Genomic DNA, 13,298 nt, shown 5'->3' on the forward strand with positions numbered 1-13,298 from the left:
CTAATTCATCAATTTAACGTGTAAGTGCATCCTCACTCCCCCTAACCTCCAACAACCCCTCACTCTCCAGATAAACTTCCTTCAACCCCTGCAAAACCTCAGCGGAAGGCTCTGTCCATAGCCCTCTTTGTGCGGCTTCGAGTAATCTTTCGGCGATGGAGTGTAAGGCCCATGGGTTGCTTTCGGCGAAAAATTGCTGCATGTTGGCGTCCAGGGCGTAGGTTTCGGCCACTTTTTCATACATCCAGTCGTCGATCACATTTGCCGTGGCATCATAACCGAAGAGGTAATCAACCGTCGCCGTTAGTTCCAGTCCGCCTTTGTAGCCGTGTTTTTTGATGCTGTCGAGCCATTTTGGGTTTACAACCCTTGAACGGAAAACACGCAACGTTTCCTCTTTCAGGTCGCGCACCACCGGTTGGGCCGGGTTTTGCGAGTCGCCGAAATAATGTTTCGGCTGCTGTCCGGTAAGGCTGCGTATGGTCGCAATCATCCCGCCATGGAATTGCAGATAATCGTCGCTGTCAAAAATATCATGTTCGCGGTTGTCCTGGTTGTGCAGCGCCACCTCCACGCCTGAAAGACATTGCTGAAATTCACTGCGGGCATCCACACCCTGCGCGTTCTTCGTATAGGCATAACCGCCCCAGTTGACATACGCCTGCGCAAAATCCGCATCCGCATGCCAGTTTTTTTCATTGATCAAAGGCAAAATCCCCGCACCATAAGCCCCAGGAGCTGCCCCGAAAATCCGGTAACTGGCCCGTTCCTCGGCATCTTCAATCGATAATTCGTTGTCTTTTTGTAATTCAGCCAGATCTTTCAAATAATGTTTGCGGACAAAATTCTGGTCCAGCGGTTCGTCGAGTACAATAACCTGCTGCACGGCGTCATCCAGCAGTTCGATCAGATGCGGAAAAGCATCACGGAAAAATCCACTGATCCGGGTGGTCACATCAATCCGCGGCCGGCCTAGTTCTTCGAGCGAAATAATTTCCACGCCGGTAATGCGCCGGCTTTCCTGCTGCCATACCGGCCGGGCACCCATCAGCGCCAGCACTTCCGCCACATCGTCCCCATGGGTACGCATCGCCGAAGTGCCCCAGATACTAATCCCGACACTTTCCGGATAACGCCCGGTTTCTTTCAGGTGACGATCCAGAACTTCCCGTGCAAGCTGCTGGCCCACTTCCCAAGCCGCTTTGGATGGAAGTGCGCGCGGATCTACGGCGTAAAAATTTCGTCCGGTTGGCAAAATATGCGCCATGCCGCGTGTAGGCGCGCCACTCGGACCGGCAGGAATATACCCACCGGAAAGTCCGTGCATGAGGTTGGTAATTTCTTCATCCGTCCGCGCGAGATTCGGTACCAGCTGGGTACAGACAAATTCCAGCACAAGCCGGATTCGTGCCAAACCCGCCGTCGAAGGCGCCATATCCAGCGTTTTATACAAAACCTGATCAATGGATTTTGGATGAAATCGATGCAACGCCAACACCCGGAACAAATGATTATTCAGCTCATCAATAATCTCCATCGCATCCGCCGCCGTCACCACCGGACGACCGGCGAGCGATTGAAATTGCGGCGAAACTGAATCTATTTTCTGACCTTTTTTCTGTAAAAGGTCCTCTATTTCAAATCCAAAAAGCAAAGCCATTTCCGACTGTAAACCCGGCACCGTTGCATTGGGCAGCCGGGTCAACGCTTGCAGCATATCAATCAGCGCATCACCTTCTGGCATTTGTCCGAGCGTGTGCAAACCGTTACGGATCTGCGCTGCGCCCAATTCGCACAAATACCCGTCGATGTCCTCGATCAGGTGGGCAATATCCTTTCCATCCATCTCCGCCAGACTCGCCGGCACACCTTCGGGCGTCATATCATCGTCCCAATCGTGCTTGTGATCGCCATGATCACGGCTCAGCATCGCAGCCAGATCAGTATCCAGATTGGTCTGTTTGATCAGTTCCCAGATCTGTCTTTGCAGCAAAGGCAATTTCGAAGGATCAAGCGTTTCCACCTGATAATATTCATCGACAAGCTGGGTCAGCTGCGCCAGTTCGCCATAACTATCCGCGGAAGTCATGGGAGGCGTCAGGTGATCCACCACCACGGCATGGGCACGGCGTTTCGCCTGCGAACCTTCACCGGGATCGTTGATAATAAAAGGATAAAAAAGCGGCAGATCGCCCAGAATTGCATCCGGAAAACAGTTTTCTGACAACCCGATTCCTTTTCCCGGAAGCCATTCCAGCGTTCCGTGTTTGCCTACGTGGACAATCGCATCGGCGCCCCAGCCATCACGCAGCCAGCGGTATAACGCATAATAATGATGCGTCGGCGCGAGATCCGGCTGGTGATAAATCGCATCCGGATCCATGCCATAGCCACGCGGCGGCTGCAAGGCTACGAAGGCATTGCCAAGTTCAAGTCCGGCGAGGGCGATATGCCCGTCATGGACATAGGTTTCGCCGGGTGCCTGTCCCCATTGTTTGGTTATTTTTTTTCGTAAAGCTTCCGGTAATTCGTCAAACCAGCCAGCATATTGCTCAAACGAAACCTGACCGGCCGCGTTCGAAAGCTGTTCGGGTGTGAGATAAGTCTGGTCGTAAGAACAGCGGTCAATTAACTGATGGATTAATTCCGTCCCGGTAGCAGGCAGATCTTTAATCTGGTAACCTTCCGCCAGCATGGAATACAAAATATTCATCAGCGAAGCCGGCGCATCCAGCCCGACCGCATTCCCAATCTGGGAAGCTTTGGTATTGGAATTGGTAAAGATGAATGCGACTTTTTTCTCCGAATTTTTTAAATGACGCAAACGGGCAAAACGCAGCGCAATTCCAGCCACACGATCGATGCGGTTGTCGAGCGCCTCATACCCTTTTGCCTGTCTGTCTTTTTCCTTGAAAGAAACTGGGACGGTAATAATCCGCCCGTCAAATTCAGGAATCGCGACATTCATAGCCGTATCCAAAGTACTCAACCCGCGACTGGAAGATTCCCAGGCATTGCGGTTCATGGTACTGGAAATAGCCTGGATAATCGGCACGTTCAACTGACTCAACGCTTTCTCCGCGCCGGTATTCTCCGAACCTGCCTTTTGAATATCGGTAATCGCAAGCGAAACGGTATTAACCAAAACATCAATCTGAACACCTTTTTCACCATTGAAAAACTGGAAAGCAACAGGTTGTCCGGAAACCGGATCGGTCACTTTGAGCGATGACGTGAAAATGGGTAAAACATTCATATTACGATCTTCCAAAGCGCCGACCATCGCATCAATGAAAGTTGTATTTCCACTCGTCCAGTGCGAGCGGTAAAAGGTAATTCCGGCTGTCGGCAGGTCTGGATTATATCGTTTAAGCCAATCGGAAAGATCAGCATTTTCGGGTAGGTCAGGATGATAAATGCCATGTTCCGGCAAAGTAACCGGCGCGTCGGAACCAAAGCCTGTCATCAACAAATGATCAGAAAGGTAATAAAGCAGCGAAGTGAAATTGGCATAACCCCCGGCTTGCAGATACAACATCGCGTCATGCAAAATAGCTGGCGAAACCGTTGAAGCGGCTGCAAAATCAGGATTTAAATCGCCTGTTCCGCTAACAACAATAAGATGCTGCCCGTTTTTCTTAGCACGATTGATCAATTCATTAAACCCTGGAATAGCACTAGGCCGACCGAGAATCCTTAGAATAATGATTTGCGCCGCCGCAATTTCACCATCAAGTAACTGCTTCATCTGCGCTTCACTTTTCACGGCCATTAGGTTAATGCCTAACGTTTTTGGGAAATCATCCGGCAAATCCTGGATGGTTCTGTGCAATGTTAATAAGTCAGTATCCGCATGGGTTAGGAAAACAATTCCCTCCGTCGGCATGGGAGTCTGGCCGATTTTTGTGGAAGCTTCCGAGCCTTTCCATGTATAAAATTGAAACACATTTTCAGATAATTCTGCCGGTGGAACAAGGAAACGATCCGCCGCGATCATGCTGTCGATGTAATCAAAAATGGCAATAATCTGCCAGTCGCTGTTCACTGAATGAAACCAAACAGAATTCCCGTCAAATAAAAGCGTAACCACATTCGCCAACGTACAGGGGCCCAGGCAACCGCCTTTTGTCATATGCACTACATTCCGCATTTTCCGGCGCAGCCATTCACTTTTGTACAATTCAACCGGAATAGGCGCATACCCGCGATCCACCCGACCGCAGCAGCAAGCGTTATAACAATAAGACAAATGTCCCCGGCGCTGTACAAGATTGATGGCTTTCCCGTCTGCGCGGGTGATACGTTGGCGTTTTATTTCTGACATAGGTTGTTAGGCGTTGGCTATTAGCGGTTAGCTTTTAGTGTGGCCGTTAACGTGTTTGTTGATAAAAAGAAAGACTCCGGGGTGGGAGTCTTTTTAGGTTGATGGTGTGTAAGTTATTACTGATATTTTAAAAATTTCGCAGATTATTTTGAAGCAATAGTATTTTGCACAAATGCCTCAGAAACCTTAACCAAACTGGCAATTTGAGAAACAGTATGATTACCCGTTTCCCATAAATTTATAATGAACGAGATGGTTGCTTTTTCAACTCCTTTCTCAATACCTTTTTTCTCAGCCTTATCGAGTACCATTTCTCTTATTCCCATACTTTTTTGATTTCCGGTTAGCGCTCCAATTTCTTTATCAAATTTAACATTATATCCTTGATCTGCAAAGGTTATGTAGCGTTGTAAAAAGATAAGCAGATCATCTATTTTCTTCTCTGGAATCTTCCGCATGAGCAGATTTTTGGCCAGCGAATATTTCAGATCAAACAAACTTTCATCATCCAGCTTCTTCTTTTTTAGTGCCAATAACACCGTTAATACAACGATAGCAAATGGATTTTCATTTTCAATCAGTGCTGTTTCATCTTGCTCAATAATTTTGTAGGTATTAAATTCATAAATAATTTTTGAGCCGAGGTATTTGTATTCATAAACATTGGGATGAAATTTCTTGTTCGTATCTGTGAAAATCGCGATGGCTGTTACCGGCTTTCCATACTTGTCGAGGATGCGATAAAAATAGGTGAACATCCGTTTGGCAAAATCTTTATCATCATATCCCTGCACTTCAATGTGTACTAAAATCCAGTCTTCTTCTCCGGCTTTGGTATAAACTTTCACTAGCTTATCCACAAACTTCGGTGCTTCTATTTCTTCGGTTGGAAAGAGCTGTTCGAGTTCTTTATCTAAAAATTGAAAACCTCATTCCAGGTCAAAAAGCTTCTCGGCGTCTTCGAAGAAGAATTTTAAGAAATCGCGGTCCGCCGCCGCGGTCGCAGATATTTTCGAGTATGCCTTTCCATAGTGTATCGTCTTTATTCATTGTCAAGTTTAGATGTGTGTGTTATTTCACGCAAAGTAAAAAAGCGGACGCCGCGCGGATAAAACGCTAAGTTCGCAAAGTAAAAACTTAGCGTTGTTCGCGTTTTAACCGCGCGGCGTCCGCTTACCTGCTTTGCGTGAAACCTTTAGACGCGAAATTTTCCAATAAGTATTCAATAAACTCAAATCGCTCTCCCCAATACAAGTGCACATAAGAAGCAAACGTATTCAGTTTCCTGTAAAGCCGAGTTTCTACTTCAATTCCTTTGGCATTTTTAACCATCGCGGATTCGGTTTCCAAAGCATTTTCCACTAATCTGGAATAATGAAATTCATGGCCTTTCAATACCATATCATTCCATTGAATCGTTCGATAGCCCAAGGTTAATTTTGAATTTTCCAAGGAAGTAATGCAATCCAGAACACCGGACATTGGAAAATTTAAGCCGTCAGAAGTAATAATTTCATTTCCTAAATACATCAAACCACCACATTCTGCAAAGGTTAATCCTCCATTAAAACAATAAGATCGAATACTTTCAAGCATCGTTTTATTTTCACTTAATTCACCCGCATATAATTCAGGATAACCGCCAGGCAGGTATAGGAAGTCCGTTTCAGGAAGTACCTTATCATGAATTGGACTAAAAAATGTGACCGTACCTAATGAAGAAAGTACTTCTATATTTTGATGATAAGTAAAGGTAAAGGCTTCGTCCCGGGCAATGGAAATTTTATATTTTTTAGCTGAAACAGGAATTTGAGATAAAGTCTTTGACTTTGTTTTAGGAAGAATTTCTCTTGTAGAAATTTCCAGCAGCCGGTCTATATTAATCGTTTTAGGAATTTCTTCGGCCAGTTTTTCAATAATACTTTCATAATCCGTTTCAGAAGAAATGTGCAATCCCAAATGCCTCGAAGGAATTGCCAGCGCTTCATTTTTGGGCAAATAACCAAGCGCCTCAATACCAACTTCCTCACAAGCTTCCTGTAAAAACCGGTAATGTGAAGCGGTGCTGACAAAGTTGAAAATCGCTCCAACGACGCGGATCCCTTTATAAAAATTCTTAAAACCATATAACAAAGGCGCGGCGGAATAAGCCATCGATTTGGCATTAATAACTAAAATCACCGGAATATCCAGTAACTCCGCAATCGCCGCGCTGCTTCCCTGCATTTTATCAGCACCATCAAAAAGTCCCATGACACCTTCTGTTACGGAAACGTCTGCTTTTTCAGAATATCGATCATAAATATCACGCCCGTGTGCTTCCGAAGCCATGAAAATATCCAGATTTATTCCAGGATTTCCTGATGCTATTGTATGATGTTTGGTATCAATATAATCCGGTCCGCATTTGAATGGCTGCACATTCAACCCTCTGTTTTTCAAAGCCCGCAAAAGGCCGAGGGTAAGGGTGGTCTTACCGGAATTACTGGAAGGAGCTGAAATAAGAAAATGAGTCATGTTTTTTTGGGTTGCACAGAGAACCACAGAGGTAAAAAGAGGGACATAGAGTCTTATTTTGAGATAAGAAAAAACTCTGTGTATCTCTTATTACCTCTGTGGCCCTCTGTGTAACCTAATTATTTTAGAACGGGTAATATGATGTTGCTGCTGTTTTTTAGGTCGTGGTGAACTGTGATTTTGGCGGATTGGAAATCTGATTCGTTGGCTTCAAAAATGTTTATGAATTTTTGTGGGTTACGGTCTACCAAGGGGAACCAGCTGCTTTGGATTTGTACCATCACGCGGTGACCCTTTTTGAACGTATGCGCAATTTCGTTTAGTTTGAACGAAACTTTTTCAACTTTGTCTTTAACAAACGGCTCTGGTTTTGAGAAGCTGTTACGGAATTTTCCACGGAACACTTCTGCGCGAACCATTTGCTGATAACCGCTCATATCCAATGGTTTTGGTTGTCCGCGTTGCACTTGTGCCGGCAAACTATCAGGCCATACATCAATCACTTTTACAACAAAATCAGCATCCGTTCCGGTGATTGAAACGAAAAGATTTGCCGTTATTTCACCCGTTAAAGTCAAATCTGAGGTTAAGGAATCCGTTTGGAAATAAATTACATCAGGTCGGCGGGAAGCGAAACGCTGATCTTCAGCCATGTATTTATTATTCCGGTCGCCGCTGATTTCGTTGGTATAGGGAACAGGTTTGGCGGGATCGCTGATATAATCGGTAACCGCTTTTGCCACCTTCGGTTTTTCAGTTGAAAGTTTTCCTTTTGATTGGAAATAAAATGTTTCCGGCTGACTGTTTTTTGGTGGCCAAACTTCATAGTTTTTCCATTGATTGGAACCCGTTTCAAAAACGGTCGCTTCCGCCTGGTTAAATTCACCTTTATCTTTCAAATAAAAATTGAAAAACCTGGTCTCGATTTCATTCTGGTAGTATTGGTTTAAGTCTGCGCCAAACTGATAATCTGCAAAAGATTTCCAGCTAGGAGAGGCCCAGCCGCCGTGTGTCCACGGACCCATAACCAATCTCGTATTATTGTTTGGTGATTGTTTTTCAATGGCAGAATAGGTTTTCAAAGCACCGTACAAATCTTCGGCATCAAACCAGCCACCAACCACTAAAACAGCCGGTTTTATATTATTTAAGTGCTTTTTGATATTTCTGGATTGCCAGAATTCGTCGTAAGTATCATGAGAAGTAACTTGTCGCCACACACTTTTGGGATCAGAAAAATAAGCGTTGGTATTTGCTTTTTTTAACGGACCAAAATCAAGAAAATATTGATATGCGTCACTGAAATCGGCATTGAAAAATGGTTTGTAACTCTCTCCGTTCGCACTTTTCGGACCGTCGAAATGGCTGTAAAAACCGAAATTATCCATCAGGAAAAAAGCTCCGTTGTGATTACAGTCGTCTCCCAAAAACTCATCTGACATAGGTGCCTGCGGCGAAACTGCTTTTAAAGCCGGGTGCGCGTCAGGCAAAGCGGCTGAGGAATAATACCCGGGAAAGGAAATTCCATAAATCCCAACTTTACCATTGGAGGCAGTATTTTTTAAAAGCCATTCAATCGTGTCATAGGTATCACTGGATTCATCGACGTCTTGTTTTGTTTTTTTATTATCGATTGCCGGTGTCATTTCCCGGAAATTCCCTTCGCTTTTGTATCGACCACGCGCGTCCTGATAAACAAAAATGTATTTTTCTTTCATCAAAACACCATTCGGTCCGATGCGTGGACGGTAATTATTGACACCATACGGGCGACAGGAATAAGGCGTTCGTTGCATCAGAATCGGATACTTTTCGTCTGTGTCACGTGGTGTGTATATGGCGGTATAAAGCTTCACGCCATCCCGCATTTCAATGAATTGTTCCGTTTTTTGATAGTTTTTCCGGACCCAGCCCGTGTCAGGCATCGCCGCATTCTGGGCATCGGAAAGAAGTGGAATGAAAAATAGAAAGAGGTAAAAAATTCTGTGCTTCATAGGAGTCGGCGATTGGTGTTTATTGTTGTCTTAACAAAAATACATTAAGAATCGGGTTTGTTGGTATTTGACAATTTTTAAGTTCATGTTGATGGTTTTTGGATATTTACACAAGCCATTCCTATGGAACGAAGGCCATCAAGATTCATAATTTGTAGCTACCAACGAGCCGTCCCTTTGGAACGTTTTTATTTAGCGAGTCTATAATTTTATGTGATACATCTTGGCTACCATTTATTCGTCCAAAAGGGACGTTTGGTGGGTAGGAGTTGGATGCGTTATCCACCATTTCGTTCCTTAGGAACGTCTCGTGAATATCTCTTTTAAATTTCATATAATCATTTTCGTCTTTAACCCCACTTTCGCTTTCTTCTTCGTTTTTCTCCTCAACCATTTCCACGTTAACACCAATCCCGTACTGCTCGCAGCCAATCCACCAAGCATTAAAATGATCACTACAATATCCCAAAGCGGCCTTTTGTAGAGAAGAAAACTGAAATCCAGACTATGTAAACCGTTGTATAACCATCTTTCCAAACGACTTTTCTTCTCATGTTTTAATACAACCTGACCCGTTTTTAAATCAACATAATACCAGGTTTTTTCCGGCGTATTCATTTTGACACGCAATACCGGTAGACGTTTATCCTTATTTTTTGTGTAATAATAATCGTCATAATCTGTTAGGACTACGGCTTCTTCTAAACTTGCACCCGGGTTCAAATCCATAATATTTTTAACAAATGGTTTTGAAGGAAAAAGCGCAAAGGGTTTATTTTCGGAATTGTCAGCGGATAATAATTCTGTGTGCATTTCATCCTGATAGCCAATAAAATACGGTTTTCCCTGAATTTGTGTAAAGTGAATTTCCTTTAAAGCAAGATTGCTTTTGAATATTTTCGAGGCATTAACCGGACTTAGCGCAAAAAGTTTTGGACTGAAAATTCCGCCGGTCCATTGTTTATTTTCTTCCGGATTCAGTCTTGTAAAAGGCGCCCAATCCCAAGGTGTCATAGATAACAAACCGCTGAAAACCCAGGTGAAAGCGAAAATTCCAAAAACAAATCCAGTGTAATGATGCCAGCGAAACCACTTCTTTTTATACGGACTAAATGCCAGCGAATCTTTGTTTTTTCTTTTGTAACGGATAAAGCCCATGGCAATTCCGGCACTACACATTAGTGTCCCAAGCGAAGAAGTCCAGACAATGATATCATTCCAGAGCGGGCGGTTTCTCAATAAAACGGTTGGGTAAATCCAGTGCGGAATAGGGCCAAGCCAGGCTAAAAAGCGTTGTTTGACATTCACCATTTGTACTACTTCTCCGGTTTGTGTCGAAACATATACATAGGTTTTTTCGGGATCATTCATCTTAAACCGATGCACCGGCGGCTGATACCCTATGGATCGGGCGCCCGCCATCCACTGATCGATTTCAGTAAGTGTTTCAAGTTTTTCCGGCTGACATCTGTTTTTTACAAAAGCAATAGCCAGTTTTTGTGCGAGTATCGTATCGGTTGGTGCTAATAATTCGCCGTTATCTGCGTAGATCGCAAGATTTTTATTTTGAATGGTCGTGATGCGGTAGACAGGTCTTTCCAGTAACATGCCTAATCTGGCAGCTCTGAGCGTATCGGTGATATTTGCTTTTTGAAGTGCTTCGTTTAAAGTGAATTTTGTCCGGCTAAGATCTATAACCGGGAGATTTTGTAATTTTTCATTTTGCTTCATTGTCGGGTATTTGACATACATCATGGCAAAACCCGATAAAAACCAGATTACAAAAAGCAGACTTAATGCAAAGCCGAGGTAGCGGTGAAAAAGAAGGGTGTATTTTGTAATGGTTTTCATGTTGGGAGTTTGATATTGATATTTCGATTGGCAACTGGTAGTCGCCAATCGAAATGTTTGCGGTTAAATATTTCAGTGCGAGGCACCTTTCCGAATCTGGGCAGGGCGGCTTTTACTACAAATATTCCGGTGCGCTGCACCTTTTTAGATGCTGTATTTTAAGCTCAACAAGAAATTTCTAGTTGGTCCGGGTGAGAACTGGTTGGCAAAAATGGCATTCGCGAAATATTTTTCGTTTAATACATTGTTGATATTGAATCTTAAACCGACACGTCCAACGCGATATCCAAACGCAAGATCTGTTGTGGTGTAGCCATGCAATGCGTAATCATTAGCACTTGTGGTAAAAGTTTCGCTCATATAATTTGCTCCGGCACCTATACTCAAACCTTTTAAGGCAGTCGTTTGCAATTCATAGTTCAGCCAGGCGTTCAACATATTGGTTGGTGCAAAAGCCACTCGTTTTCCGGCAGCAGCGTTAATTTCTGCGGTTTTGTATGGCAAATATTTCGCTTTTGAATAAGTATAGCCAGCCGTCACATCCAGACCGGGCAGAAGATTTCCGCTGATTTCTGCTTCAAAACCTTTTGATTCTGCCGAACCGATGCGTTTGTAAATTCCACCTGGCAAAGCTTCCAGCTGATTATTTTTCCGCATGTAATAAAAAGCAAGATTGGCAGCCCATCTCGAAGATAATTCCAGGCGACTTCCTACTTCTCCCTGATATCCTGTTTCAGGGTCAAAAGTTTCTCCGTTTGGCGCTACTCGGCGCGAGGGTTTGAAGTAAGTTGAGTAAGATCCGTAAACAGACAAGGATTCTATTGGCTGATAAACCAATCCTGCACGGTAGGTTAAAGCTGCTTTTGAAATAGTAGACTTAGCTCCCTTTTCTGTCACATTTCTGTCAGCATCGACCAAATTCGTATAGTAAGTCCCGTCGAAAATATCGTAACGAAGACCAGCCAACGCTTTCAGATTTTCCGTGATTTTGATCCAGTCCTGCACATAAATTCCGTGAACATTTTCCATAGTTGCACGGTAATTTTTGTCTGTAAAATTGATATATCCCTGATTCAGAATTGGGTTGTTAACATCAATGGTCATGTTTTTTCCAGGGCCGTAAACATCGCCATTGTAGGTTTTTCTGTTCAAAAAACTTAGTGAATAACCAACCAGCAGTTTGTGCTCAATATTTCCGGTATTGAACTCATAAGTCAATTCCAACTGGTTTTGTAAAGGTTTTGTCAAGTGGTTAAAATAAAAAGGATATGACCGATTTATTGAATCCAGTGTAGCATTTGGCGTTAATTCTTCTGTTGAAAAGTAATTGATGTTATCATCGTAATAGGAAAGCTGATTTGAGATTTTCAACCTTTCATTAAACTTGTGAATGTATTTTAGCTGATAATCATAGCGGGTATGTTTCAGGAAATCGGCCGGGTCATTGTAGCGCGTATTAACATTCAAACCTGGTATTGTTTTGCTTCCTTCAAGCATTGGAATTCCGGCATCAGTATCATAAATATCTTTATTTGCTCCAACGGTCAGATAGAATAAATCTTTGTCAGTCGGGGTATATTCTAAGGCCAGATATCCATTGTTGGTATTCGAACCGGAATGACGATAGCCGTCTGTATCCGACATTCCAAAATCTATGCGGTAACGTAATTTATCACTGACCGCTCCACCGGCACCGGCACGTATACGTCTTGTATTAAAACTTCCATACGTAGCAGAAAAATCCGCTTTGAAATTTTCAGTAGGTCTTTTTCTGGCAATATTGATAATTCCACCCAAAGCGGAGTGACCGAAAAGTACCGAAGCTGGCCCTTTCAGAACTTCAATGCTTTCCACATTGGCAAGGTTCGTATTTGGTGCGCTGGTTGAGATATTATGTCTTTCGTCGCGAACACCATCAACCAGTAAAACGAAATTTGAAAAACCACGGATCGTAAAATGCTGAAAGCCACCATAAGTATTGTTTGCACGAACACCGGTTGTATTTTTCATCGCTTCACCCAGATTATCCGCGCCGCGTTGTTCAATAGTTTTTACAGAAACCGTCGAAGTGGTGATGGGCATATCACGTAAGGCAACGTCAATTTTATTTACCGAAGAAAAAGAGCGGTTTGATACCGAACTGATTACTACTTCCGACAATTCGTTGGTCTTACTATTCAGTTTGTATTGTAAAAGTGTTATCTCATTTTGCTTGATATCTATGTTTTCTTTTTTTACTTCATAACCAGTCCCACTCGCCAAAAATGTATAATTCCCAGCCGGAATATTTTTGATTTCAAAATGCCCGGATTCGTTCGTAATCGTGGCGAATGAGGTACCTTCCAAACGGACATGAATACCGATAATCGGCTCTCCTGTCTCACTTTGAATGGAACCGTTTAATGTTCCAAAATGGTGTGCAAAGACATTATTAATCAGGAAAAATTGAAATAATAAAGCGATTTTCAGCACACAACTGTACCGTTTTTTTTGAAAAATGAGATGGCCGTTTCCAGTCCGCGGGAAACAGTTTTTTTGCGTTTGCATACTTTTAACTTGTTTAGAGAAATGAGTTAAAAGCTCTTTACAGCATTTTACAATGCAAACGGAGA

The 13,298-nt window shown here is 43.4% G+C and carries 6 protein-coding genes; all 6 read right to left on the minus strand.

Annotated features, from left to right (window positions below):
• Positions 1-13: 13 nt before the first annotated feature.
• The 6 genes from cobN to IEE83_RS31810 all read right to left on the minus strand — a co-directional run bounded on the left by cobN (position 14) and on the right by IEE83_RS31810 (position 13,233).
• Positions 14-4,324 carry a cobaltochelatase subunit CobN gene (gene cobN, locus IEE83_RS31785; RefSeq protein ID WP_194124725.1) on the minus strand — a complete coding sequence of 1,437 codons (4,311 nt, stop codon included), beginning with the start codon at positions 4,322-4,324 and terminating at the stop codon, positions 14-16.
• A gap of 143 nt (positions 4,325-4,467) precedes the next feature.
• Positions 4,468-5,184, minus strand: coding sequence for an RpnC/YadD family protein (locus IEE83_RS31790; protein ID WP_194124726.1), 717 nt, complete (start codon positions 5,182-5,184; stop codon positions 4,468-4,470).
• Positions 5,185-5,497: 313 nt separating this feature from the next.
• Entirely contained in the window at positions 5,498-6,841 is a 1,344-nt protein-coding gene (locus tag IEE83_RS31795) for a cobyrinic acid a,c-diamide synthase CobB (RefSeq protein WP_194124727.1), read from the minus strand.
• Positions 6,842-6,960: 119 nt separating this feature from the next.
• Positions 6,961-8,835: a CocE/NonD family hydrolase gene (locus IEE83_RS31800; RefSeq protein ID WP_194124728.1), complete on the minus strand. Its 1,875-nt coding sequence runs from the start codon at positions 8,833-8,835 to the stop codon at positions 6,961-6,963.
• Positions 8,836-9,165: 330 nt separating this feature from the next.
• Positions 9,166-10,686, minus strand: coding sequence for a PepSY domain-containing protein (locus IEE83_RS31805; RefSeq protein WP_194124729.1), 1,521 nt, complete (start codon positions 10,684-10,686; stop codon positions 9,166-9,168).
• Positions 10,687-10,830: 144 nt separating this feature from the next.
• Complete coding sequence (locus IEE83_RS31810) at positions 10,831-13,233, minus strand: TonB-dependent receptor (RefSeq protein ID WP_194124730.1); 2,403 nt, start codon at positions 13,231-13,233, stop codon at positions 10,831-10,833.
• Positions 13,234-13,298: the final 65 nt, after the last annotated feature.

Origin of the sequence: Dyadobacter subterraneus (assembly GCF_015221875.1) — a bacterium.
GTDB lineage: Bacteria > Bacteroidota > Bacteroidia > Cytophagales > Spirosomataceae > Dyadobacter > Dyadobacter subterraneus.

Excerpts from the sequence above, each read along its gene's own strand:
- cobN (WP_194124725.1), bottom strand. The coding sequence starts at position 4,324 with ATGTCAGAAATAAAACGCCAACGTATCACCCGCGCAGACGGGAAAGCC.
- IEE83_RS31795 (WP_194124727.1), bottom strand. The coding sequence starts at position 6,841 with ATGACTCATTTTCTTATTTCAGCTCCTTCCAGTAATTCCGGTAAGACC.
- IEE83_RS31800 (WP_194124728.1), bottom strand. The coding sequence starts at position 8,835 with ATGAAGCACAGAATTTTTTACCTCTTTCTATTTTTCATTCCACTTCTT.
- IEE83_RS31805 (WP_194124729.1), bottom strand. The coding sequence starts at position 10,686 with ATGAAAACCATTACAAAATACACCCTTCTTTTTCACCGCTACCTCGGC.
- IEE83_RS31810 (WP_194124730.1), bottom strand. The coding sequence starts at position 13,233 with ATGCAAACGCAAAAAAACTGTTTCCCGCGGACTGGAAACGGCCATCTC.